Below are 24032 nucleotides of genomic sequence, written 5' to 3'. Positions count from 1 at the left end.
GGCGATGGGCCGTGCTGCCACGCGACGCTCAGGGCGCGGCGCGCGAATCGTCTACGATGCACGTTTTACCGCCGCGACCGTCCCGATGCCGTTCCTTGAATTGACCCTGCCCTGCACCCGCGCCACCCAGCCCCGTTTCGAGAACGCGCTGGAAGATGTGGGCGCATTGGCCGTGACCATGCTCGATGCCCATGCCGGCACCATCAACGAGCGCGCCATCCTTGAGCCGGGCGTGGGCGAGGTGCGGGTGTGGGAGGAGACAGCGCTCACCGCGCTGTTCGACGGCGACAGCGACCCGCTGATGCTGCTGGCCGCGCTGGAAGCCTTCGACCCGGGCCTGGACACGCGCCATGCGACGTTTCGCAGCGTGGAGGACAGCGCCTGGGAACGGGCCTGGATCGACCAGTTCAAGCCGATGCGCTTTGGCGCGCGCACCTTCATCGTGCCGTGGAATCAGGACCTGCCCGAAGAGGCCACCACGCCCGACGCGGCGGTGGTGCGGCTGGACCCGGGCCTGGCCTTCGGCTCAGGCACCCACCAGACCACCGCGCTGTGCCTGCGCTGGCTGGATGCGCTGGCCGGCGAGGGCCAGTTGCAGGGCCGCAGCGTGCTGGATTTCGGCTGCGGCTCCGGCATCCTGGCCCTGGCCGCGCTCAAGCTCGGTGCGGCCAACGCGGTGGGCGTGGATTACGACCCACAGGCGCTGCTGGCCACGGCCGAAAATGCCGAGCGCAATGCGATGGAAGCGCAAATGCAGGTGTACCTGCCGCAGGACGAGCCGGTGCAGACCTACCCGGTGGTGCTGGCCAATATCCTGGCCACCGCACTGGACGCGCTGGCCGAGACCCTGGCCGCGCGCGTGGCGCCCGGCGGGCGCATTGCGCTGTCGGGCATCATGCAGGGCCAGGAGCAGGACCTGGTGCAGCGCTACACGCCCTGGTTCGAGCACCTGCACTGCGAATACGATGCGGAATGGGTACGCATCGACGGCGTTCGCCGCAACTGACTCACTCTGGCCGGAGTTCACCGCTGCGGATCCGCGCGGTGGTGACGGCATCCTCGACGCTGATGGCGCGCAGATGGGTCACCGGCTGCCAGCCAGCACGCTGCAGGGCCGCGCACCGCCAGCGGCTGGCCTGCCGCACCGCAGACGCGCGCATGCCCAGCTCGACCAGACCCAGCGCCGCCCACGCCAGCAACCAGCCGCCGGCGAACACACCGGCGAGCCACAGCCCGCCCGCACTGACCAGCACGCCTAGGCCAGCGGCCAGCAGCCGCCAATGGCGATGTCGCCATGCCCACCATCGGGGCGCCAGCGCCGGCCCCCAGTGCAGCCCGTCGATCACCGCGGTCCAGTCCTGGTCGCGGCGCCAGACCAGGTAACGGGCCGCACCCGCAAAGCGCGCCACGGCCGGATCCAGCGGCGAATAGGCCGGCCAGGGTGTCGGCGGCACAGGTTTCGGACGCGGCGCCGCGCGCCGGCCCCACAGACGTTTGCACATGACGGCTCCTCCTTGAGTTCGCTGTGATGTCGTGATCACCCAACGAACGCCAGTATCGCAAACATCTGCCGATATGAAAGTCATACGAACTATTTGATTGCGTCGCTGGCGCTATATCTCCCGGCCCGTTCCCGCCACCGGTGTCCGTGTGAGCAAGCTATACGAGCGTGTACGCGAGGCCCGCAGCTTGACCAAGCTGACCCAGGAAGCCCTGGCCGGCGAACTGGGCGTGACCCGCAGCGCGGTGGCGCAATGGGAGATGGCCGAAGGCACCGCGCCGTCGGTGGACAACCTGATCGGCCTGGCCAAACGCAGCGGCATGACGTTCGAATATCTGGCCACCGGCCGCGGTGAGCGCGTGTTCGGCCCGCCGGTGTCCTCGATTGCCGAAGAACCCGCCCAATACCGTCATCTGGACGAGCAGCAGCGCGTGCTGCTGTCGCGCTTCGACGCGTTGGCCCCGCGCCAGCGCACCGGCCTGCTCGATCTGCTGCTGGCCGAAGGCAAGCCGCGCCGGCGGCGCTGAGCTACACGCGGGGCCTTGTTGCTCCGCGGGGCAGTCGCCTGAGCCTGTGCGGAGCGGCGGCGGTGCCTAATCCATTTTCATCGCAGGGCAGTGTTCGCTGGAAACAGTGCTCGCGAGAAAACGTCGGCCTGTCCGAAGACGCCTGCGGCATGGGGGGGCACGTCCCTGAGCACTACGCCGTGGCGCCGCACGCAACAGGTGGGTGCGGCGGTCACTGACGGCGGCAGCGGGTTCGCCATGCGGCGCGCGCGTGGTTGAATAGCGGTCTTCCCGCTGCACGCCTGCCGATGTCCGAGACTCCGCCTCCGCGCCGCCCGCTTGCCACGTTCCTGCGTGCGGCCCCGGCCGCCCCGCCGCTGGTCCCGACCCCGCCCGCGCCTTCGACCGAGCCGGCCGACACCGCAGCGCCTGCCCCCGAATCCGCGCCGGTGGCAGCGCCGCTGGCCGCACCTGTTCCGGCGCCGGTACGTCCGTTGCCAGCGCCACCGCGCAGCCCGGAGGCCGCCCCGCCAGACGCCGCTGCACGTGCGCCTGACACCCTGATTGCACCCACACGGCGAGACGCGCCGCTGTCTGCGTCGCCCCTGCAGTTGCCTGCCACGCCACCCGCACCGGTGCCGGCGCATTCGTCTGCACAGACTGCGGACCCGGCCATGCGCCGCAGTGCAGACGACCGGCAAACTGCAGCGGCGGCGATCGCTCCGGTAGCAGCCGGAGCTGCAGCAACTTCTACAGGTCCAGCAGCTCAGGTAGCTCCAGCAGCAGCGCACGCAACCAACGCCCCCGACCAACCTGCAATTGCAGCGCAGTCCGCTGCGAGCGCGCCGGGCGCCACGGTCACGCAAACGCCGCAGGCGTCCCCCCCGGCGAATCAAGACGGCCAGCCTGCCCCAGCCGCTCGCCAAGCGGCCCCGGCCCCGGAAGCAGAGGCAGGTGCACCGGCCGAGGCCGAGGTAGAGGCAGATCGGGACGTCACCGCACCCACGTCCACACCGGCATCCAAATCCACATCCACATCCACACCCACACCCACACCAGCGTCGCCATCCCCCTCCCTAACTCCGGCCCCCACGCCGGAACCCGCCTTCGCCCGCCGCGGCCTGGCCCGGCCGCGCCTGCGCGCCAGTGGCTGGCAATGGGCGGTGCTGGTCGGGCTGGTGCTGCTGCTGGGCCTGCAGATCGTGATCGCCGACCGCGCGCGCCTGGCCGGCGATGCGCGCTGGCGCCCGCTGGTGAGTGCGGCCTGCGCGGTGGCGCGCTGCGCGCTGCCGCCGTGGCGCGACCCGGCCACGCTGACGCTGCTGACGCGCGACGTGCGCCCGCTGCCCGCTTACCCCGGCGTGCTGCAGATCCAGGCCAGCTTCCGCAACGATGCACGCTGGGCACAGGCCTGGCCGTGGCTACAGCTGTCGCTGTCCGATGCCGACGGCCGGGTGATCGGCACGCGGGTGTTCAGCCCGCAGGATTACCTGGGCCAGGCGCCCGCCGCGCAGGACACGCTGGCGCCCGGCCAGGCGGTGCAGGTGGCATTTCGGGTGCGCGAACCGGCCGCGAGCACGGCCGCCTTCAGTTTTGATTTCCGTTGAGCGGACGCGACCTGACCGCCACCCCACATGGGCGTGGCGAGCGGTGAGGTCACGCGCTAGACTCACTCCCCCTCGCCGGCCACGCGTCCCGGCTTCGTGACACTGGGAACCTCCTTTGAACGCAGCCCCCTCTCGTCCTGACAGCAGTCGTGGCGCCCCGAAGTCGCCGCTGCGCGAACACGTCGCGCAGTCTGTGCGCCGCTATTTGCGCGACCTCGACGGCAGCGATGCCGACGACGTGTATGAAATCGTGCTGCGCGAGATGGAAATCCCGTTGTTCGTCGAAGTGCTCAACCATTGCGAAGGCAATCAGAGCCGCGCCGCGGCCATGCTGGGCATTCACCGCGCCACGCTGCGCAAGAAGCTCAAAGAGTATGGGCTGACGTAGGTTTGGGAATCGGGAATCGGGAATCGGGATTGGGGAATCGCAACGGCGGTTTCGCGCGATGTGTGCATTCCCTGTGCGCATGAACATGCGTGGTTTGCACCGCAAATTAGGTTCGGGATGCGGGATGCGGGATGCGGAATCGCAACGGCGGTGTTGCGCTGTGTGTGCGTTTCCTGTGCGATGAAACACGTCTGGGTTGCACCACGATGGCGCAACGACTTGGGCACATGCGAGGTCTGACGGTTTAGCCGCTGTCACTGCTTGCCGACGGCGCGCTGCGGCACACCGCTTACGCCCAGCCGTAGCGAATCAGGTGGAAGAACACCGGCGCGGCGAAACACACTGAATCCAGCCGATCGAGCACGCCGCCGTGGCCTTCGATCATGTGGCCCCAATCCTTGATGCCGCGATCGCGCTTGATCGCCGACATCACCAGCCCGCCGAAGAAGCCCATCAGATTGGCCACCAGCGCCAGCCCGAAGGCGTGCCACGGTGCGAACGGGGTGATCCACCACAGCGCCATGCCGAGCAGGCTGGCCGAGAGCACGCCACCGATGAAGCCTTCCACGGTCTTGGACGGCGACAGCTTCGGTGCAATCAGATGCCGGCCGGCCAGTTTGCCCCACACGTACTGCAACACATCCGAGGACTGCACCACGATCACCAGGAAGGCGATCAACAGCAGGTTCCGCCCGGCATAGCCGGGGATCTCCAGATTCAGCAGTGCCGGCACGTGCGAAATGCAGAACACGCAGATCATCAAGCCCCACTGCACCTTGGCGGTGCGCTCGAGATAACGCGTGGTGTCACCGCCGATGGTGGCCAGGATCGGCAGCACCAAGAACGCATAGACCGGGATCAGCAACGTGTACATGCCATACCAGCCGGTCCACACCAGCCCGTACTGCCAGGGCAACACGATGTAAAACGCCGCCAGCAGCGCGTAGTAATCGCCGCGCCGGGTGGGCGTGAGGGTGATGAACTCGCGCAGCGCAAACAACGACACCAGCGCAAACAGCCCGATCACCCCGGCGCGCCCGAACACGAACGCAATGCCCACCACGCCGGCCATCACCCACCAGGCGCGGATGCGGGCCACCAGGTTGTCGAGCACCGCGCTGGGCTGCGCGCGCGCGCGCCAACGCAAGGTTTCGGAAATGAGCGTGGCCACCACCAACACCAGCGCAATGCCGCTGAACAACCACAGCGTCTGCTGGTGCATCGAGGACTGCTGCAACTGCCCACTGAACGCATACGGATTCATGCGCGTGCCTCCAGCTGGTCCGGCGACAACGCCAGCAGCGCCTCACGCGCACGTGCCAGAAACGCCTGCTTGTCTTCGTCGGCCTCCAGCCGTAATGGCGCACCGAAAGTGGTGGTGCATAGCAGCGGCAGCGGCAGCCATTTGCCTTTGGGCATCACGCGCTTGAGGTTATCGATCCACACCGGCACGAACTCCAGTTCCGGGCGTTGCCGCGCCAGGTGATACAGCCCGCTTTTGAACGGCAACACGCCCTCGTCGGGATTGCGCGTGCCTTCGGGAAACAGGATCAGCGAATCGCCAGCGTCCACTGCATCGCACAGGCATTCGATCGGGTCGCGAGTGCGGCGCGCCGCATCGCGTTCGATCAGCACGCCGTTGAACACCGCGTGGATCAGGTAGCGGCGCAGCGCGGTGCGTTGCCAGTAATCGGCCGCGGCCACCGGGCGGACTTCATGCCGCAGGCTGGCCGGCAGCGAGGACCAGATCAGCACGAAGTCGCCGTGGCTGGCGTGGTTGCCGTAGTACACGCGGCGTTCGTTGGACGGCGCGCAGCCGCGCCACAACGCGCGGGCACCGGTGAGGGTGCGGATGGCGCCACTGCAGGCACGTGCGATCAAACGGGCAATCATGTCCACTCCAATGCGCGCACGATCATGCGCAGCCGCAACACCACCGTCAGCACCGCACCGGCGATCAACACCGCCAGTGCGCCAATCAACACCCACGCCGCCGCACGCGGCTGGCCCATCCATTGCAGCGGCAGTGCCAGCACGGTCATCAACGACAACCAGTGCATGCGCTGCACGCGGCTCATTGGCCCCTGCCGCGGCTCGGCGGTGCCACAGGCCAGCCCGAGCATGCGCACGTAGGCGGTGGCCACGCAGCACAACGCCGCGGCCCAGCCCAGTTGCGCGGCCCACGGCACGCTGGCCTGTAGCCCGTAGCCCAGGCCGATGCACACCAGCACATCCGACAGGCGATCCGGTGCGTCGTTGTAGACCTCACCGGCGCGCGACACCAGCCGCGCCTGTCGCGCCAGCACGCCATCCAGACGGTTGCACCACAGCCGCCCCTGCAGTCCGAGCAAGGCCAGCAGCAGCGGTGCGGCACCTTCGCGCGTCGGCGCGCTCAAGCCGATGTAGAACATCAGCCCGGCCAGCGCCGCGAAGGCGATGCCCACCCACGACACGCCATTGGGTGTGGCGCCGCGTCCGCGCAACGCGCGTGCCAGCTGCCGTTGCCGCGCACGCAGGCCGGTGGTCTCGTGTGCCATCAGTCGCCTCCCCCGCCACATCCACCACAGCCGCCGCCACCATCGCCGCCGCTGTCGCCTCCTCCATCGCCGCCGTCACCACCACCGCCGCAGCTGCTCCCCGTGCTGTCGTGGTGATGCGTGTTCGGTGCGCGGATCTCGTGGTAACTGGCCCAGGGTGTGCCGACCAACGCCACCGTGCCGTACAGCGCCACGGCCTCGCCCGGATCGGCGCCGGTCCGCGCAGCATCGCGGCGCACTGCCTGCCGGCGCGCCTGCAGACGCGCATCACCGGCCAGGGTGCGCCGCACCGGCACCAGCAAAAACCCCAGGACCAGCACGCTGGTCAGCACCATGCAGCCGAGCAGGTACCCCACCGGAGACCCGCCCTGCACGCCAATCACCAGCTTGCATGCGCCCAGCACCCACACCACTGCCACGGGCAGGGTGCTGACAACGCGCACCCCGCGCGCAGCGCCAGGCGCAAGCCACAGGCCCTTGTCGATCAATTGCTGTCTGACCGGCCCGGCAAGCCCGCGCAGGGCCTGCCAGGCCACGGTGGGATCTTCGGCACTGCGCAGCGCCTGCAGCGCCGGTTCCAGTGCAGGCGGCACCGCAATGCGCGGCTGCCATCGCACCCATCGCCGTGCCTGTGCATCCTCATCGCGGTCCAGATAAACCGCGTTGCGCACCAGCAACTCGGTGAACAACAGATCGGCAACGCGATCGGCGCCACCGCTCAGGTAGGCGAATTCGCTGGCATCAACGGCATCGACCGCACGTGCGCGGCCACCACGCAATGCCCGCCGCAACCACGCCGCCGTGGACCAGCCCAGCGCGATCAGCGTGATGAAAAACGGCAGGAAGTGGACCCCGCGCCACTGCAACGGCTGCGGTATGCCGCCATTGGCCCAGTAGGCCAGCCAGGCGGCGACCGCCGCGGCAAGCGCCCAGCCGATGACTGCGCGCGGGAGTCGCCTGACCGACGGCGGTGCTGGCTTGCCGCGCAGCGCACGTAACGCGGCCGCGGACGCGTCATCGTGCGCCGCGGGCACAGCTGTGGGAGCCGGCCGCGGGGCCGGCCACAGCAGCGCCGGCGGCGCGCCAAACTGCAGCTGATACCGCTCCAGCGTGGCGCGGTATTGCTGCTGGAAGCGCGCATCCTCGGCGGCGCTGCCGCGGCCGGGCTGGTGATGCAGCGTGGTCTGCAACACCTGCGGGCAAAAGCTGTCCCAGTACTCGCGGGTGTCGGTGAGGTGGGTGTGCCAGACCTGATCGACCAAGGGGCTGGGCGTGGCCTGCGCGGTGCTGGTGCAGACCAGAAAACAGAAGCGCCGGTATTCCTCCACCAGTTGCTGCGCCACCGCCACGCTGCAATGCGCCTGCTGGGCGACGCGGCGCTCGAAGGCAGGCAAGGCATCCGCATCGGAGCCGAAGGCATACGCCTGCAGCCGCAGCCATAACGCGTGCTGCTCAGGTGTGGCCTGCAGTGGCACCGCCGGCGAGGTGGTCACAGCATCCCCTTGGCCAGCAGGCCGATCGCCAACCCCAGCACCTGCAAGGCGGCGTACAGCAGCTGCGTGCGCAGCAGGCCGCGCATGCCGCGCCAACGCGCACTCCAATCACGTACAGGCGGTGCATGGCGCAGCAGCCCGATGTCTTGCAAGGCCTGGTCGAGTTGCTGGGCGGCTTGAGTGTCATCGGCATGACCGCGTTCCAGCTGGCCGAGCACCGCGTCGAGCAGGTCGGCGTCCAAGCCCACCCGAAACGCCCAATAGCGCTGCGCAAGGCTGGCCAACGCGCTCAGCGCATAGGCAATTTGCACAACCCGTGGTGCGTCGGTGATGCCCAGCAACAACACGGCAGCGGCCAGCAGCAGCACCGAGCAACGGTCGATTGCCGCGCCCTGGCGCAACAGCGCGCGCATGCTGGCCAGCGTCATCACCGCGGTCATGCCGGCACCTGCGCGATAGGCGCATCGGCCGCAGCATCGCCGGCACACGCAGCGGCAATCGCCGCCTGGTGATGAGGCCCCAGCACGATCGACGGGCGCGCCGCGCGCACGCAAGCCATGGCCTCGCTGACGCTGGCCGCGCGCTGGCTGAGCACCAGCCACGTCACCACGCTGGCCGCACTGCGCGAATAGCCCAGCGCGCAGCACACCAGCACCGGCCCATGCGCGCGCGCGGCCTCGATCGCCTGCGCGGCAGCACGCAGGCTGGCGGGCGCCGGCGCCACCAGATCCAGCATCGGAATGATGCGGTCGTTCGCATGCGCATGGCGCAACGACAGTTCCGCACTGACATCCACCACCACCGCGAATGCCGCGCGCTGCGCCGGCAACGGAATCCGCCCCAACCACACGTCGTCGCACACCGCGCGCGGCAACGGCGCGCGCCGCGTCCACAGCCGCGAGTTGCACCAGGCTGCCAGCAGATAGGGGGCATACCACCAGCGCGCGGCCAGGCTCAGTTGCCCGTCGCTGCGCTTTTGAAACCCGCCCGGCCCCAGCAGTGCGTAATTGAGCGCCACCAGCAGCAGCGCGCCACTCATCCACAGCAGCCACAGCGCTGCACCGCCCAGCCACAGCGCCAGGCCAGCCGTCACGCCTGCGCCACCCAGATACAGCGCCGCCAGCCGCCAGCGCCGCGAGTCGCGCGCAAGGCGTGCATCGGTCCACGGTGCTGCGATGCGCTCGGGCCACAGCCACACGCACAGCCACCCGGCCGCCAGCCCGGTGGGTACGTCGATGAAATGATGCTGATAGGTGGTGAGTACCGAGATGCCGATCAGCGCGAACCATGCATGCAGCAGCCAACGCAACACGCCCTGCAGCTGCGCGCCGTAGCGCACCCACAGCACCACCAGCAGCACGATGTGCAGCGATGGTGCCTGGTTGTAAGGCTTATCGAAGCCCAGCAGCACCGCAAACAACCACCCGAACACGCCCTCGGTGTCGGGCCGTACGAAGCTGTAGCGCAACGGCCACAGCAGGAAACAGCTCACGCACAGCAGCTGTGCGGTGAACAGGCGCAGTGCATGCGTGTCCAGTTGCCGCCGCGTGCGGCAGGTAAAAAACGACACCGCGTAGAACACGTCGATAGACCAATACGGCACGATGGTCCACGGCCAGAACGGCATGCCGTGTTCCCAGCCGAACACCACCGACGGCACGCTGGCCGCGCGCCCGGCCAAGGTATTGGCCAGCCCGTAGCTGAGGAAGAAGAACGGCCCCAGCACCGCCAGCCACAGCGCGGCGCGAGCGAACGGGCGCGCGCCTGCATTCATGCGTTGATCCGCTGCGCCAGCGACACGGTGAAGATGCCGAACGCGTCGATGCGCTGGTCCACCTTGCGAAACCCGGCCGCTTCCACCAGGCCGTCCATCTCCTGCTGGCTGCGCCGGCGCATCACCCAGGCCACGCCATCGCGGTGGCTGGTGAGTGCGCGCGCAATGAATTCCAGCTGCGGATGCCAGGGCTGCCCGGTGTAGAGCAGATAGCCGCCGGGCGGCACCGCCGCGGCCACGCCAGCGAGCGAGCGCGCCACCTGGTCGTTGTCGGCAAACAGTTCGTACAGGCCCGACACCACCGCCAGCGTGGGCGCCGGGTCCACCGCGCCCACCGAGACCGGATCGAACGCATCGCCCTGCTCGAACCGGGCGATGTCGCCGGCACCCAGCGCCTGGATCAACGCCGCGCCCTGGGTGACGTTGAGCGGGCTGAAGTCGCGCAGCACGATCGCATCGGCACGTTGCGCGCCGCTGCCCAGCGCTTCCAGCACGTAGCGGCCATGCCCGGCGGCGATGTCCAGCACGCGCACCGGTTGCCCGGCCTGGCGCAGGCGGGTGGCGGTTGCGCGCAGCAATTCGCCCAGATGCGCACCACGGATGCGGATGCCGCGCCAGCCGATGGCGTTGAGGTAATTGCGGTCGATCATGCGGCCGAGCGGGCCGCGCCCACGCGCCTGGTTGCGATAGATGTAATCCAGCGTGCTGCCGGAATCGAAGCCGGTCTGCAGGCCCAGCGCGATGCCGTCGGACAACGTGCCACCCAGCCGCAGGCCCGCACGCACACCGCGCCAGCGCAGGTCTTGCAGGCTGTTGCGTTGCGGCGGCCAGGCCAGGCGTTCGGCTTCTTCGAAACTCGGGCCCGTACGATGCGCATCGCGCAGGTCCGCGCGCACCGGTGGCTGCGCAAAGCGCTCGCTGACGAACTGACGAATCTGCGCAATCGCCACCGCACGGTCGCGCTCACCCAAGGTGTCGTGGAAGAACCCGGGCAGAAAATGCCGTTGCTTGATCGGCGAGCGCAGGTTCTCGTAAAAGCGGTCCTGCGGGCCCCGATGCACCACGAAATCCGCGCCGGAGACCAGCAATTGGGTCGGCACGGTGATCGCCTGCGCATCGGCCACCACGCGGTCGGCCGCCGCGTACAGCCCCAGCAGCACACGCACCGAAATCGGCCGGGTGATCAACGGATCGGTGCGGTAGCTTTCCACGCGCGCCGGATCATGCGTCAGCCACTGCGGCTTGACGTAGCTGTTGACGAAGAAGTTGCCGCGCAGCGCCTGCATCAGCGCCAGCCCCGCGCGTGCAAACGGCACGTACAACTTGACCTTGAACGCCGGCGAGGCCAGCACCAGCGCGCGCAGCGGCGGCGCGTAGTCATGCACCCAGGTGGATGCCACCACCGCGCCCACGCTCTGCGCGATCACCACGATGTCCTGCACCGCGATGCCGTGGGTGGCACCGATGTGCGCAATGAAACTGTCCAGGTCGCGCACTAGCGCGTCGAAGCCGGGCGCGTCGCCGCGCGCGCCGGGCGAGCGCCCGTTGCCGCGTGCATCCCAGGCAAAGAACTGCGCGTCCGGCAGCTGCAATTCTTCGGCCAGGTGCATCACCCGCCCGGAATGCTCGTGCCCACGGTGCAGCAACACCACGGCCTTGGGCGGCGTCGCGGCATCGGCAGTGGCCTGCAGCGGCCAGTGCCGATAAAACAGGGGCGCACCGTCGAAACTGGCGAACTCGCGCTCTACAACTGTGCGCATCGGATCATCCTGAGAAGAAAGAGGTTGGGGATCGAGAAAACCGGGCGCTGCGCGTCAGCGCGCAGCGGCGTCGGCCAGGCCGGCGCGCACGCGCCGCCACACGGTTGCAGCGCAGGCCAGGCACAGCAGCAGCGCGACCCCGGTGACGCCATGCCCACCGAGCAGGCCAAACGCCAGTGCCAGACCGAGCGCACCGATGACGAAGGCACGGTCGCTCTTGCCCATCGGCCCGTCGTAGCGGCGGCCGGCGCCGACCATCAGCCCGAGCACGCCGGCGTATTCGGTCAGCGCGGCCAGCAGCGCAAAGCTCCATAGCGCGCTGGCGTTGACGCCGGGCACGCCGAGCAGGCTCAAGTACAAGGTTGCATCGGCAACCACGTCGCACAGCTCGTTGAGGTAGGCGCCCAGGCGCGATTGCTGGCCGAACTCGCGCGCCAGCATGCCGTCGATGGCGTTGAGCGCCATGCGCAGCAGCATCCACACCGGCAGCAACAGATACAGCAGCGGCCAGCTGGCGCCGGCGCGGTACACCACCGCGGCCACCAGCACCGAGATGGCTGCCGCGATCAGGGTGACCTGATTGGCGGTGATGCCGCCGCGGTAGAGCGCGCCAACCATGGGCCGCAGCAGGTCCTGGAAGCGTCCTTTCAGAGCATAGATCGAGGCCATACCGGTGGTTGAGTCCATTCGAGCGCTGGCGCAGCCTACAATATCGGCTGCCCCGCAACGACTGCCCTTTCATCCATGGCCTCTGATTTCCTGCCCGTGCGCCGGGCCCTGCTCTCTGTTTCCGACAAGACCGGCTTGATCGACCTGGCCCGCGCGCTGGTGGCGCGCAATGTCGAGCTGCTGTCCACCGGCGGCACCGCCAAGGCAATCCGCGATGCGGGCCTGCCGGTGAAGGACGTAGCCGAGTTGACCGGTTTCCCGGAAATGATGGACGGCCGCGTCAAGACCCTGCACCCGCTGGTGCACGGCGGCCTGCTCGGCCGCGCCGGTGTCGACGAAGCAGTAATGGCCGAACACGGCATCGCGCCGATCGACCTGCTGGTGCTCAACCTGTATCCGTTCGAGTCGGTCACCGCCAAGGCCGACTGCACGCTGGCCGATGCGGTGGAAAACATCGATATCGGCGGCCCGGCGATGCTGCGCAGCGCGGCGAAGAATTTCGCGCGCGTGGCGGTGGCCACCGACCCGGCGCAATACGCCAACCTGCTAGCCGAGCTGGAGGCCAACAACGGCCAGCTCTCGGCGGCCCAGCGCTTTTCGCTGTCGGTGGCCGCGTTCAACCGCGTGGCGCAGTACGACGCGGCGATCAGCAACTATCTCTCGGCTGTGGCTGACAGTGCGGAGAGCGTGCCCACGCGTAGCCCGTTCCCGGCGCAGATCAATTCCAATTTCATCAAGGTGATGGACCTGCGTTACGGCGAGAACCCGCACCAGTCCGGCGCGTTCTACCGCGACCTGTATCCGGTGCCGGGCACGCTGGCGACCTTCCAGCAGCTGCAGGGCAAGGAACTGAGCTACAACAACCTGGCCGATGCCGATGCGGCGTGGGAATGCGTACGCCAGTTCGAGCGCTGCGCCTGCGTGATCGTCAAGCACGCTAACCCGTGCGGCGTGGCGGTGGGCGTGGCCTGCGGCGATGCCTATGAGCTGGCCTATGCCACCGACCCCACCAGCGCGTTCGGCGGCATCCTGGCGTTCAACCGCACGCTGGATGCGGCCACCGCCAAGGCCATCCTGGACCGCCAGTTCGTCGAAGTGCTGATCGCCCCGGACTACGAGCCCGGCGCGCTCGACTACGCGACCAAGAAGGCCAACGTGCGCGTGCTCAAGATCCCGCACGGCGCGGGCCTCAACAACTACGACACCAAGCGGATTGGCTCTGGCCTGCTGATGCAGTCGGCCGACAACCGCGGCATGTCCCTGGGCGAGCTGAGCGTGGTCACAAAGCGCGCACCCAGCGATGCCGAACTGGCCGATCTGCTGTTTGCCTGGCGCGTGGCCAAGTACGTCAAATCCAACGCGATCGTGTATGCCAAGGACAGCCGCACCATTGGTGTGGGCGCCGGGCAGATGAGCCGCGTGGTCAGCGCCAAGATTGCGGCGCTCAAGGCCGAAGAAGCCAAGCTCGAGGTGGCCGGCTCGGTGATGGCATCGGATGCATTCTTCCCGTTCCGCGACGGCATCGATGCCGCGGCGGCGGCCGGCATCCAGGCGGTGATCCAGCCGGGCGGTTCGATGCGCGATGGCGAAGTGATCGCCGCCGCCGACGAACACGGTCTGGCGATGGTGTTCACCGGCGTGCGTCACTTCCGGCATTGATCCACACGACAAGGACCGTCCCGATGCACCGATCGCACGCACTGGCCGCGCTGCTGGCGGCGGCCGCCCTGCTGGGTGGATGCAAGCAGGCTCCCGCACCCACCGCGGCGCCTGCCACCAAGGCGCCGGCCACGCCGGCTGCCACGCCCCACCTCAGCCGCACTGCGCGGCTGGAGGCGTTCGTGCGCACGCGCTATGGCGACAAGGCCAGCCTGTCGGCCGACTGGGCCGGTGAGGCCGATGGCTTCAAGGCCAACAGCCAGGTGTGCGCCGAACAACCGGTAGTGGTGGGCGAGCAGGTGCAGCAACTGCTGGCGGTCTGCCACAGCCTGAGGGACGGCGGCCACGGCAATCCGGGCCTGGTCGACTTCTTCGTGCTGCGCGGCGAAGGCGATGGCTTCAAGGTGGTGGCGGAGAAGCTGTCCGACACCTTCGGCAGCGATGGCCAGCCCGGCAGCGTGGACATCCTGCGCCTGGGCAGCGACTTTTATGGCTTCATCGTGCACAGCTTCTGGATGGGCCAGGGCCTGCTGCTCGAATCCCAGGACCTGGTGGTGCCCGGCCCCAAGGGCCTGGCCAACGCCGGCTCGCTCCGCGCCCATATCGACAACAGCGGCTCCATCAGCTGCGAAGACGATGCGCGCGAGCCGGACCAGACCGAGGCGCAATGCCGCGCCGAAGCCTTCAATGTCGACTTCACCCTGGACGTGGACAGCAGCAACATCCAGGCGCGCACCTGGCCGCTGCAGATCCACGAACACGGCACCGATTGCGGCGTTGCGCTGGACACCACGCATACGTTCGCGCTCGACACCAAGACCTGGACCTACCCCTTCCCCAACGCCCTGCAGCGCGAAGATTGCAGGTAGCGCCCCCTCCCCCGTACTAGCGAGCAGCCCTCTTGAAAATCCTCGTCATCGGCTCCGGCGGCCGTGAACATGCCCTGGCCTGGAAGATCGCGCAGTCCGCGCGCGTGAGCGAGGTGCTGGTCGCACCGGGCAATGCCGGCACCGCCACCGAAGCCAAGTGCCGCAACGTGGCGATCAAGGTCGATGACCTGGATGGCCTGCTGGCGCTGGCACAGCGCGAGGCCGTTGCGCTCACCGTGGTCGGCCCGGAAGTGCCGCTGGTGCTGGGCGTGGTCGACCGTTTTCACGCCGCTGGCCTGCGCATCTTCGGGCCCACCGCCAAGGCTGCGCAGCTGGAAGGCAGCAAGGCGTTCGCCAAGGACTTCCTGGCTCGCCACGGCATTCCCACCGCGTATTACGCGGTCCACACCGAGGTGGACGCCGCGCTGGCCTACGTGCGCGAGAAGGGCGCACCGATCGTGATCAAGGCCGACGGCCTGGCGGCCGGCAAGGGCGTGATCGTGGCGATGACGCTGGGCGAGGCCGAAGACGCGGTGCGCGACATGCTCTCGGGCAATGCGTTCGGCGATGCCGGCGCACGCGTGGTGATCGAAGAATTTCTGGACGGCGAAGAAGCCAGCTTCATCTCGATGGTCGACGGCACACACGCCTTGCCGATGGCCACCAGCCAGGACCACAAGCGCGTGGGCGATGGTGACACCGGCCCGAACACCGGCGGCATGGGCGCGTATTCGCCGGCGCCGGTGGTCACGCCCGAGGTGCATGCGCGGGTGATGCGCGAGGTGGTCGAGCCGACCGTGCAGGGCATGATCGCCGACGGTGTGCCGTTCACCGGCTTCCTCTACGCCGGGCTGATGATCGATGCGCACGGCGCGCCCAAGGTGATCGAATTCAACGTGCGCTTCGGCGACCCGGAAACCCAGCCGGTGATGCTGCGCCTGCAATCGGATCTGGTCGATCTGGTGGAAGCGGCCATCGACGGCACCCTCGACACCGCGCAGGCGCAGTGGGACCCGCGCCCGTCGCTGGGCGTGGTCATCGCCGCAAAGCCCTATCCGGACACCCCGGTCACCGGCGAGGTTATCACCGGCCTGGACCAGGTGCCGGCCAACGCCAAGGTCTTCCACGCCGGCACCGCGTTGAATGCCGACGGGCAGGTGATCAGCGCCGGTGGCCGCGTGCTGTGCGTGGCCGCCCTGGGCGACAGCGTGCAGGACGCACAGCGCACCGCGTATGCCGGCCTGCAGCCGATCCACTGGCCCAACGCCTTCCAGCGCAGCGATATCGGCTGGCGTGCAATCGCCCGCGAGCGCGACGCGCAGGGCTGATACATGGCGTGCAGCGGCGGCGGTCACGCCGCCTACTGACAAAGGACTAGCCGGCCTGCACACCGGCGGCGCGTGCCTGCGGCAATAATGCCCGGGCACGCTTGCCCTTCAGAGACCGTGGCCACCACTTCGTTCGAATCCCGCCTCAGCCGCCTGTGGGCCCATGAAAAGGCCAGCTATGGCCTGCGTGTGTTCATCGCGCTGGCGGTGGCCATGGGCCTGTGCTGGCACTGGCAGCAGCTCACCGCGGTGCCGGCGCTGTTCCTGGGCGCGATCGCCAGCGCCATCGCCGAGACCGACGACAACTGGCTGGGCCGCAGCAAATCGGTGCTGCTCTCGCTGCTGTGCTTCGCTGCGGCTGCAGCCGCGGTGGTAGTCCTGTTCCCGTATCCGCTGGCGTTCGTCACCGGCATGGCCGTGGCCACCTTCTCGCTCACCCTGCTGGGCGCGCTGGGCGAGCGCTACGCCTCGATCGCGCAGGCCACGGTGGCCTTGTCGATCTACGCCATGATCGGCATGGACCAGCACGGCAGCCACGATCCGCGCATCGCCTGGCATGGCGCAGCGCTGCTGCTGGCCGGCGCCACCTGGTACGGCGTGCTGTCGATCCTGTGGACCATCCTGTTCGCCAATCGCCCGGTGCGCGAGCGGCTGTCGCGGCTGTTCTTCGAACTGGGCCGCTACCTCACGCTCAAGGCCGACCTGTTCGAACCGGTGCGGCAAAGCGACCTGCATGCACGCCGGCTGGCGCTGGCCGAACAGAACGCCAAGGTGGTGGGCGCGCTCAATGCGGCCAAGACCGCGATCATGAGCCGCTTCGGCCGCTCCGGCCGGCCGGGCGTGCAGTCCGGGCTGTACTTCCGGCTGTACTACATGGCGCAGGAATTCCACGAACGCGCCAGCTCCTCGCACTACCCATACGAAGCCCTGACCGACGCGTTCTTCCACAGCGATGTGCTGTACCGCTGCCAGCGCCTGCTCGCGCTGCAGGGCAAGGCCTGCGCCGCGCTAGGCGAGGCGATCCGGCTGCGCCAGCCGTTCGATTACGGCGATCACAGCCGGCTGGCCACCGACGATCTGCGCCAGTCGCTGGACTACCTGCACGCCCGCGCCGACCCCGCGCTCACCCGCCTGCTCGGCGCGCTGGAATTGCTGGTCACCAACCTGCAGACCATCGAGCGGCGGCTGTCCGAAGCGGCGCAATTCGATTCCACCAGCGACAACCTCGACACCCGCCTGCGCGATTCCTCGCCGCACACCGTGCGCGAGATGGCCGCTCGCCTCGGTCAGCAACTCACGCCCGGCTCGGTGCTGTTCCGCCACGGCCTGCGCATGGCCATTGCACTGGTGGTGGGCTACGCAGTCATGCAATCGATACATGCCGACAACGGGTACTGGATCCTGCTCACCACCGCGTTCGTGTGCCGGCCCAATTACGGCGCCACGCGGCTACGGCTTGTGCAACGCATTGCCGGCACCTTGATCGGCCTGATCGCCACCTGGGCGTTGATGCAGTTGTTCCCCGGCACCGAAGTGCAGTTGCTGCTCGCACTGGCCGCAGCGCTGATCTTCTTCATCACCCGCACCGACCGCTACATGCTGGCCACCGCCGGCATCACAGTGATGGCGCTGTTCTGCTTCAACCTGCTCGGCGATGGCTTCGTGCTGATCTGGCCACGCCTGATCGACACCGTGATCGGCTGCGCCATTGCCGCTGCCGCCTCGTTCCTGATCCTGCCGGACTGGCAAGGCCGCCGCCTCAACCAGGTGATGGCCACCGTGCTGGCCAGCTGCGCGCGCTATCTGGCGCAGGTGCTGGAGCAGTACGCCAGCGGCATGCGTGATGATCTGCCGTACCGCATCGCCCGGCGCGACATGCACAACGCCGATGCCGCGTTGTCGGTGGCGCTGTCGAACATGCTGCGCGAACCCGGCCGTTACCGCCGCAACCTGGACGCGGGCTTCCGCTTTCTGGCGTTGTCCAACACGCTGCTGGGGTATCTGTCGGCACTGGGCGCGCACCGCGCCGCACTCGATGGCGAACAAGACGCCGGCATTGCCCAGGCCGGCGATTACCTGCAGCGCACACTCGGCGAGATCGCCAACGCACTCAGCCTGCGCCAGGTGCTACCTGTGCACGATGAAACCGAAGAACTGGCCATGGCCGATGCACTCGAGCAGCACGCCGTGCAACTTCCACCCAAACAGCGGTTGGTGCGTGACCAACTGGCGCTGACCCTGCGCCTGCTGCCCAAGCTCCGCGCCGCAGCGGTGGCGGTCACCGCCGCCCCGGTCGAGACCACCGCGCCCAAGGCGCTGCAGGGCGCTTAACCTGTAGGCAGTGCGCGATCGGCACACCGCCGTCTCTGCCATGTCGTCAGCACCTGCACGTGGCCACACACGAGAGGCCTGCGTCCAACGATCACGCGCATTTCAGCGGTGCCCCTCGCGCGCACCGCTGCCATTGCAGACCACACGCATCTGCAACACTCACCCATCTGCTGCTGCACTTAGAGCGGCTAACAACACGTCGCGAGCAGCCGTCAGGTGGGTGCGGACGGCGCGGAGGAACCGGAGTGTACGGGGGTACATGCCGATTCCGAGCACCGGCCGCGCCCGCCTCGCGGCTGCGCAGTCGTTTTGATCGCTGCGCTTACTTCCAGCTACCACGCGCCACACTGAGTGCCACCCAGCCCAGCGCCGCCAACGCCAGTACGGCGCCGCCGATCACCACGCCATTCCAGCCAGCCTGCGCATACGCCGCAGTGCCCAAGGTGGAGCCCACCGCGCCACCGATGAAATAGCAGGTGATATACGCCGAGGTGATGCGGTTGCGTGCATGCGGATTGCGCTGATAGATCACGCTCTGGTTGGCGATATGCACGCCCTGCACCGCGATATCCAGCAACAGCACGCCGATGATCAGCAGCACGATCGAGTGCGGTGCGAAGGCCAGCAGCCCCCACGACAGCAGCAGCATCACCAGCCCGCCCCAGCTGACGCGATCGCCGTGCCCATGGTCGGACCAGTGCCCGGAGCGATTGGCCGCCAGCGCGCCAGCAGCACCGATCAGGCCAAACAAGCCGATCACCGCAGTGCCGTAGCCATAGCCCGGCCCGGACAGCAGGAACGCCAGCGTGGTCCAGAACATGCTGAAGCCGGCAAACAGCAGCCCACCCAGCACCGAGCGCGAACGCAGCACCGCATCGTCGCGCAGCAACGTCAGCACCGAGCCCACCAACTGCGGATACGACAGCTGCGCATTGCCTGGATGGCGCGGCAGCCCGCGCCACAACAGGCCGGCGGTGAGCAGCAGCAGAGCCGCGGCAATCCAGTACACGGTGTGCCAGCCACCAACATCTGCAAGCAGCCCGGCGGCGGTGCGGGCCAGCAGGATGCCCAGCAACAGCCCACTCATCACCGTGCCGATCACCCGCCCGCGCTCCTGCGGGGCGGCCAGGGTGGCCGCGAACGGCACCAGGATCTGCGCCGCCACCGAGCTGGCACCGGTGACGATCGTGCCGGCCAGCAACATGCCGAAACTGTGCGAGGCCGCGCTCACCAGCAGGCCCAACGCACTGAGCACAAACAAGCCCACGATCAGCCCGCGCCGCTCCAGCCGGTCGCCCAGCGGCACCAGCAGCAACAGGCCGGCCGCGTAGGCCAGCTGCGCGGCGGTCACCACCGCCCCGGCGGTGCGCACCTGGATCTGGAACGCTTGCGCCAGGGTTTCCAGCAGCGGTTGCGCGTAGTAATTGCTGGCCACGGCCAGGCCGGTGGCCGCGGCCATCAGCAGTATCAGCCGGCGCGGCAGCGGTGGGTGAGAAATCGGTTCCGACGTCATGGCAGCAACCTGGTGTGGAGTGGATGGGGCGCAGTGTGGTCGGCACAGGGCCATCTTTCCAATGTATTGTTTTCACTGTTTCCATCTTGTTTCGAGATCGCATGTTGACCCTGCGCCAGCTGGAGTTCGCCGTGGCGGTGGCCGACGAAGGCGGCTTCACTGCGGCCGCGCGCCGCTGCAACACCGTGCAATCCGCGCTCAGCCACCAGGTTGCCAAGATCGAGGAGCTGCTGGGCGCGCGCCTGTTCGAGCGCGGCACCCGCCAGGTGCGGCCCACCGCCGCCGGCGAGGTATTTCTGCACAACGCGCGGCAGACGCTGCGCGCGGCCGAGCGCCTGCATGAAGAAATGGCCCAGGCGCTGGGCACCGTGCGCGGCCGGCTCACGCTGGGGCAGATCTCCTCGCTCACCACGGTGCAGGTGCCGGCGCTGCTGCACCGCTTCCGCAGCGCACATGCGCACGTGGATGTGCACCTGCGCACGGCCATGAGCGACGCCCTGCTGCATGACCTGCGCGAAGGCCGGCTGGACCTGGCCCTGGTCGGCGTCGGCCCGCAGGTGGTGGTGCCCGAGCAGCGCCTGCTGCTGCACGAAGAGGCACTGGCGCTGATCGTGGCCCCCGGCCACCGCTTCGCCAGCCGCAAGCGCGTGGCATTGGCCGAGCTGGACGACGAGCCGATGGCCGGGCTGATTCCCGGCGCCGGCGTGCGCGGCATCATCGACGCGGCCTTCGACCAGGCCGGCCTGCACCAGCGCCTGCAATACGAAGTCACCCATGCCGATCTGGTGCGCGAGCTGGTCGCCGCCGGGCTGGGCGTGGGCATCGTGCCGCAGACCATGGCCGGCGCCATGCGTGGCGTGGTGGCGCTGGCGCTGAAGGAACACTTCCGCTTCCTCACCTATGCGGTCTGGCGGCCGGACCCCACCCCGGCCACGCGCGCCTTCATCACCCTGCTGCGCGCGCAGGTGGAGCAGCAGCGCCCGGCGCGACGCCCGGTGCGCTGAGCCGCAGCGGGCGCCCCAGCCCGGCGCTGAAGCCTGCTAGGCTGCGCGCGTCGCGAAGGAGTCCGCATGTCCGGTCACAGTCAGTTCGCCCTGCTCAGGCAGCGCCGCTTTTTGCCGTTTTTCACCGTGCAGGCGCTGGGCGCCTTCAACGACAACGTCTACCGGCAAGCCATCATCGGGCTGCTGTTCTACCTGGGCATCGACGCGGCGCAACGCACGCTCTACACGAATCTGGCGCCGGCGCTGTTCATCCTGCCCTACTTCCTGTTCTCCGCCCTGGCCGGGCAGATCGCCGAGAAACTGGAAAAGCAGAAACTCATCGTGATCACCACCACCATGGAGATCGCGATCATGTCGCTGGCCGCGGTGGGCTTCATCACCGAAAACATGGTGATCCTGCTGATCGCGCTGTTCTGCACCGGCCTGCAATCCACGCTGTTCGGGCCGGTGAAGTATTCGATCCTGCCCTCGGTGCTGAAACCCGAGGAACTCACCGGCGGCAATGGCCTGGTCGAGATGGGCACCTCGATCTCGATCCTGTGCGGCATGATCTTCGGCGGGCTGATCTTCCAGATCGCCGGCAGCCACGGCCCGGTGGCTGCGGCCACTGCGGTCATTGCCATTGCCGTCACCGGCAACCTGGTCGCGCGGCTGGTGCCCAAGGTCGATGCCGGCGCGCCGGAGTTGACCATCAACTGGAACCCCATCCCCGAATCGCGCGCGATCATGCGCCTGACCCGGCGCACGCCGGCGGTGCGCAACGCGGTGCTCGGAGTGTCGTGGTTCTGGTTCATCGGCACCGTACTGACCGCGCAGCTGCCCACCTATGCGCAGCTCAATCTCGGCGGCCAGCAGGACCTGTACGTGTTCGCGCTGGCGCTGTTTTCGATCGGCACCGGCGTCGGCTCGCTGCTGTGCGAGCGGTTGTCCGGGCGCACCGTGGAAATCGGCCTGGTGCCACTGGGCGCGTTCGGCATCAGCGCGTTCCTGCTGGATCTGTATTTCGCGCGTCCGGGTGCGGCGCTGGCAAACGACCTGTCGATCGGCCAGTTCGTGCAGCAGGCCGGCAGCGTGCGGCTGGTCGTGGACCTGGTCGGCATCGGCCTGTTCACCGGCCTGTTCGTGGTGCCGCTGTTCGCGCTGATCCAGAGCCGCACGCCCAAGGCCGAGCTGTCGCGCGTGATCGCCGGGCTCAACATCCAGAATTCGTTGTTCATCGTCGCCGCGGCCATCATCGGCATCGCCCTGCAGCTGCCGCAACTGGTGCTGTTCGGGGTGCGTATTCCGCTGCCGGGGCTGAGCATTCCGCAGGTGTTCCTGGCGCTGGCAATCGCCAATACGCTGGTGGCGCTGTGGATCTTCACCCTGGTGCCCGAATTCCTGATGCGCTTCCTCAGCTGGGTGCTGGTGAGCGTGCTGTACCGGCTGCGTGCGCACGAGATCGATCGCCACGTGCCCGACGAAGGCGCCGCACTGCTGGTGTGCAACCACGTCAGCTACATGGACGCGCTGATCCTCTCGGCGGTGATTCCGCGCCCGGTGCGCTTTGTCATGTACTACAAGATCTTCCGCATCCCGGTGATGCGCTGGATCTTCCGCACCGCCAAGGCCATCCCGATCGCCGGCGCGCGCGAAGACCCGGCACTCATGCAACAGGCTTTCGACCGCATCGATGCGGCGCTGGCCGATGGCGAGCTGGTCTGCATCTTTCCCGAAGGCGCGTTGACCAAGGACGGCGAGATCGCGCCGTTCAAATCGGGTGTGGAAAAGATTCTCGAGCGGCGTCAGGTGCCGGTGATCCCGATGGCGCTGCGCGGCATGTGGTCGAGCATGTGGAGCCGGCGCGACACCCGCCTGGGCCGCATGCGCGTGCCGCGGCGGATGCGGGCGCAGATCGAAGTGGTGGCCGGCCCGGCGATTGCCGGCGATCAGGCCAGCGCCGCGCTGCTCGAACAGCAGGTCCGTGCACTACGCCAGGAGCACGCCTGACGGCCAGGGCGCGTGTGTGCCCAGCACTGGCGGGCGCTGGCTTTGCGTCCGCCGCGCCCGGCGAGTAGCCTGTGCGCCATCGCACGTTTCGCGCCGCTGCCCGCGGCGCGCAGACAGCAGGTCGCAGCAAGGGGGAAGTGCCGTGTGTCCACATGTCATGCCGCAGGCGCAGGTCCTGGCCGGCGGTCGCTGCCTGTGCCAGTCACGGAAGGCGCGCATGGTGCCCACGCTCGCGTTCGCTTGACTGCGGCCAGGGACGTCACTTCGGTTCCGGCCCATTGATCACCGTGTCTTGTTTCACCGCTGGATTCATCACCACCCAAGGAGCTTCACCATGAGTGCCGTCCCACCGCCGATCCACACCCCGTCCACCGCCGCGCCCGGCCCGGTTCCCAATCACCTGATCTGGGCCATCGTGTCCACCGTGATCGGCTTCTGCCTGTGCTGCCCGGCGCTGATCTCCGGCATCGTGGCGATCGTGTTCGCCAGCAAGGTCAACAACCTGCTCAACCAGGGCGACATCGACGGCGCGCGTCGTGCCTCCAACACCGCCAAGACCTGGTGCATCGTGACCTCCGTGCTGGCCGGTATCGGCCTGCTGATCAACATCGGCATGGTTGCCACCGGTGGCATGCAGGGCTACATGGACTACATGCAGCAGTTGCAGCACATGCAGTAATGGAGCTGCGTCCATGCCACTGGCTTGGACTGGGGGCGGCCACCAGCGTGGCCGCCGTCGGCGTGTCGCTGCTGTATCGCTTCGACCCGAACGCGAGCAACAGCCCGTTCCCGCCCTGCATGTTCCGCGCCGTCACCGGGTGCTACTGCCCCGGTTGCGGCATGACCCGCGCGTTGTATGCGCTGGTGCATTTCGATCTGCCCGGCGCCTTCGCCATGAACCCCGCCGCCGTGCTCGGCCTGTTCACCCTGCCCGGCCTGATCGCCTGGAAAGCCGGCTGGCGCGCCCGCTGGTTCGCCCCGGTAGTGGCAGTGATGTCGGAACCGAAGTTCTGGTTGTGGGCGCTGCCCACGTATTGGGTCGCCCGGAATCTGCCGTGGTACCCGTTTACGCTGCTGGCACCTGGCTAGGACGGAAAGGACGAC

The 24032-nt window shown here is 68.3% G+C and carries 22 protein-coding genes and 1 other RNA gene; 12 read left to right on the top strand and 11 right to left on the bottom strand.

Annotation, left to right across the window (positions count from 1 at the left end; all coding sequences use genetic code 11):
• Positions 1 to 85 precede the first annotated feature (85 nt).
• A complete protein-coding gene (gene prmA, locus QRM60_RS08790; protein WP_115556884.1) occupies positions 86 to 1006 on the top strand; it encodes a 50S ribosomal protein L11 methyltransferase in 921 nt (306 codons plus the stop codon).
• Position 1007: 1 nt separating this feature from the next.
• Here the strand turns inward: prmA and QRM60_RS08785 are convergent, their stop codons facing one another.
• On the bottom strand, positions 1008 to 1502 hold the full coding sequence (locus QRM60_RS08785) for a hypothetical protein (protein ID WP_161962827.1): 495 nt from the start codon (positions 1500 to 1502) through the stop codon (positions 1008 to 1010).
• Positions 1503 to 1650: 148 nt separating this feature from the next.
• On the opposite strand from QRM60_RS08785, the gene QRM60_RS08780 reads away from it, so the two are divergent.
• From QRM60_RS08780 to fis, 3 genes are all read left to right on the top strand, one after another.
• Complete coding sequence (locus tag QRM60_RS08780; protein ID WP_011035759.1) at positions 1651 to 2028, top strand: helix-turn-helix transcriptional regulator; 378 nt, start codon at positions 1651 to 1653, stop codon at positions 2026 to 2028.
• Positions 2029 to 2315: 287 nt separating this feature from the next.
• Positions 2316 to 3614: a DUF3426 domain-containing protein gene (locus QRM60_RS08775; protein WP_285445992.1), complete on the top strand. Its 1299-nt coding sequence runs from the start codon at positions 2316 to 2318 to the stop codon at positions 3612 to 3614.
• A gap of 115 nt (positions 3615 to 3729) precedes the next feature.
• A complete protein-coding gene (gene fis / locus QRM60_RS08770) occupies positions 3730 to 4002 on the top strand; it encodes a DNA-binding transcriptional regulator Fis (protein ID WP_011035757.1) in 273 nt (90 codons plus the stop codon).
• A gap of 289 nt (positions 4003 to 4291) precedes the next feature.
• Here the strand turns inward: fis and QRM60_RS08765 are convergent, their stop codons facing one another.
• The 8 genes from QRM60_RS08765 to QRM60_RS08730 are packed head-to-tail and all read right to left on the bottom strand — an operon-like array spanning position 4292 to position 12235.
• Complete coding sequence (locus QRM60_RS08765; protein WP_012437216.1) at positions 4292 to 5266, bottom strand: phosphatidate cytidylyltransferase; 975 nt, start codon at positions 5264 to 5266, stop codon at positions 4292 to 4294.
• The gene (locus QRM60_RS08760) at positions 5263 to 5895 is read right to left on the bottom strand and encodes a lysophospholipid acyltransferase family protein (RefSeq protein ID WP_042597267.1); all 633 of its coding nucleotides are present in this window, start codon (positions 5893 to 5895) and stop codon (positions 5263 to 5265) included. Before QRM60_RS08760 ends, QRM60_RS08765 begins: the two co-directional genes overlap by 4 nt.
• Entirely contained in the window at positions 5892 to 6539 is a 648-nt protein-coding gene (locus tag QRM60_RS08755) for a CDP-alcohol phosphatidyltransferase family protein (RefSeq protein WP_070689533.1), read from the bottom strand. Before QRM60_RS08755 ends, QRM60_RS08760 begins: the two co-directional genes overlap by 4 nt.
• Positions 6539 to 8032: a TIGR04222 domain-containing membrane protein gene (locus tag QRM60_RS08750; RefSeq protein ID WP_285445991.1), complete on the bottom strand. Its 1494-nt coding sequence runs from the start codon at positions 8030 to 8032 to the stop codon at positions 6539 to 6541. Before QRM60_RS08750 ends, QRM60_RS08755 begins: the two co-directional genes overlap by 1 nt.
• Complete coding sequence (locus QRM60_RS08745) at positions 8029 to 8472, bottom strand: hypothetical protein (protein WP_115529741.1); 444 nt, start codon at positions 8470 to 8472, stop codon at positions 8029 to 8031. The genes QRM60_RS08750 and QRM60_RS08745 overlap by 4 nt, the downstream gene beginning before the upstream one ends.
• Positions 8469 to 9806 (bottom strand): phosphatase PAP2/dual specificity phosphatase family protein, encoded by a 1338-nt coding sequence (locus QRM60_RS08740; protein WP_285445990.1) that lies wholly within the window; start codon positions 9804 to 9806, stop codon positions 8469 to 8471. Before QRM60_RS08740 ends, QRM60_RS08745 begins: the two co-directional genes overlap by 4 nt.
• On the bottom strand, positions 9803 to 11566 hold the full coding sequence (locus QRM60_RS08735; RefSeq protein WP_285445989.1) for a bifunctional alpha/beta hydrolase/class I SAM-dependent methyltransferase: 1764 nt from the start codon (positions 11564 to 11566) through the stop codon (positions 9803 to 9805). Before QRM60_RS08735 ends, QRM60_RS08740 begins: the two co-directional genes overlap by 4 nt.
• A gap of 54 nt (positions 11567 to 11620) precedes the next feature.
• Complete coding sequence (locus QRM60_RS08730) at positions 11621 to 12235, bottom strand: CDP-alcohol phosphatidyltransferase family protein (RefSeq protein ID WP_285446034.1); 615 nt, start codon at positions 12233 to 12235, stop codon at positions 11621 to 11623.
• Positions 12236 to 12310: 75 nt separating this feature from the next.
• On the opposite strand from QRM60_RS08730, the gene purH reads away from it, so the two are divergent.
• The 4 genes from purH (at position 12311) to yccS (ending at position 18422) form a co-directional block, all read left to right on the top strand.
• Positions 12311 to 13894, top strand: a complete 1584-nt coding sequence (purH, locus tag QRM60_RS08725; RefSeq protein WP_285445988.1) for a bifunctional phosphoribosylaminoimidazolecarboxamide formyltransferase/IMP cyclohydrolase — start codon at positions 12311 to 12313, stop codon at positions 13892 to 13894.
• Positions 13895 to 13917: 23 nt separating this feature from the next.
• Positions 13918 to 14763 (top strand): hypothetical protein, encoded by an 846-nt coding sequence (locus QRM60_RS08720; protein ID WP_285445987.1) that lies wholly within the window; start codon positions 13918 to 13920, stop codon positions 14761 to 14763.
• 32 nt (positions 14764 to 14795) lie between these two features.
• A complete protein-coding gene (purD, locus tag QRM60_RS08715; protein WP_285445986.1) occupies positions 14796 to 16091 on the top strand; it encodes a phosphoribosylamine--glycine ligase in 1296 nt (431 codons plus the stop codon).
• 117 nt (positions 16092 to 16208) lie between these two features.
• Positions 16209 to 18422 (top strand): YccS family putative transporter, encoded by a 2214-nt coding sequence (gene yccS / locus QRM60_RS08710; RefSeq protein WP_285445985.1) that lies wholly within the window; start codon positions 16209 to 16211, stop codon positions 18420 to 18422.
• A 186-nt stretch (positions 18423 to 18608) separates the two neighbouring features.
• On the opposite strand, the gene QRM60_RS08705 is transcribed toward yccS, so the two are convergent.
• Positions 18609 to 18683, bottom strand: a non-coding RNA gene (locus QRM60_RS08705) — sX9 sRNA.
• Between the two features lie 61 nt (positions 18684 to 18744).
• A complete protein-coding gene (locus QRM60_RS08700) occupies positions 18745 to 19935 on the bottom strand; it encodes an MFS transporter (protein ID WP_285445984.1) in 1191 nt (396 codons plus the stop codon).
• A gap of 101 nt (positions 19936 to 20036) precedes the next feature.
• Between QRM60_RS08700 and QRM60_RS08695 the strand changes: the two genes are divergently transcribed.
• The 4 genes from QRM60_RS08695 (at position 20037) to QRM60_RS08680 (ending at position 24017) form a co-directional block, all read left to right on the top strand.
• Positions 20037 to 20939, top strand: coding sequence for a LysR family transcriptional regulator (locus QRM60_RS08695; RefSeq protein ID WP_011035743.1), 903 nt, complete (start codon positions 20037 to 20039; stop codon positions 20937 to 20939).
• Between the two features lie 66 nt (positions 20940 to 21005).
• Positions 21006 to 22928 (top strand): MFS transporter, encoded by a 1923-nt coding sequence (locus tag QRM60_RS08690; protein WP_285445983.1) that lies wholly within the window; start codon positions 21006 to 21008, stop codon positions 22926 to 22928.
• Between the two features lie 334 nt (positions 22929 to 23262).
• The gene (locus QRM60_RS08685; RefSeq protein ID WP_014509198.1) at positions 23263 to 23607 is read left to right on the top strand and encodes a CD225/dispanin family protein; all 345 of its coding nucleotides are present in this window, start codon (positions 23263 to 23265) and stop codon (positions 23605 to 23607) included.
• Complete coding sequence (locus QRM60_RS08680) at positions 23607 to 24017, top strand: DUF2752 domain-containing protein (RefSeq protein ID WP_273677322.1); 411 nt, start codon at positions 23607 to 23609, stop codon at positions 24015 to 24017. The genes QRM60_RS08685 and QRM60_RS08680 overlap by 1 nt, the downstream gene beginning before the upstream one ends.
• The last annotated feature ends 15 nt before the right edge of the window (positions 24018 to 24032 follow it).

Origin of the sequence: Xanthomonas sp. fls2-241-TYG-148 (genome assembly GCF_030208815.1) — a bacterium.
In the GTDB taxonomy this organism is placed as follows: domain Bacteria; phylum Pseudomonadota; class Gammaproteobacteria; order Xanthomonadales; family Xanthomonadaceae; genus Xanthomonas; species Xanthomonas campestris.
Note: the sequence above shows the minus strand (reverse complement) of the source record. Positions and strands in the feature narration are given on the sequence as shown.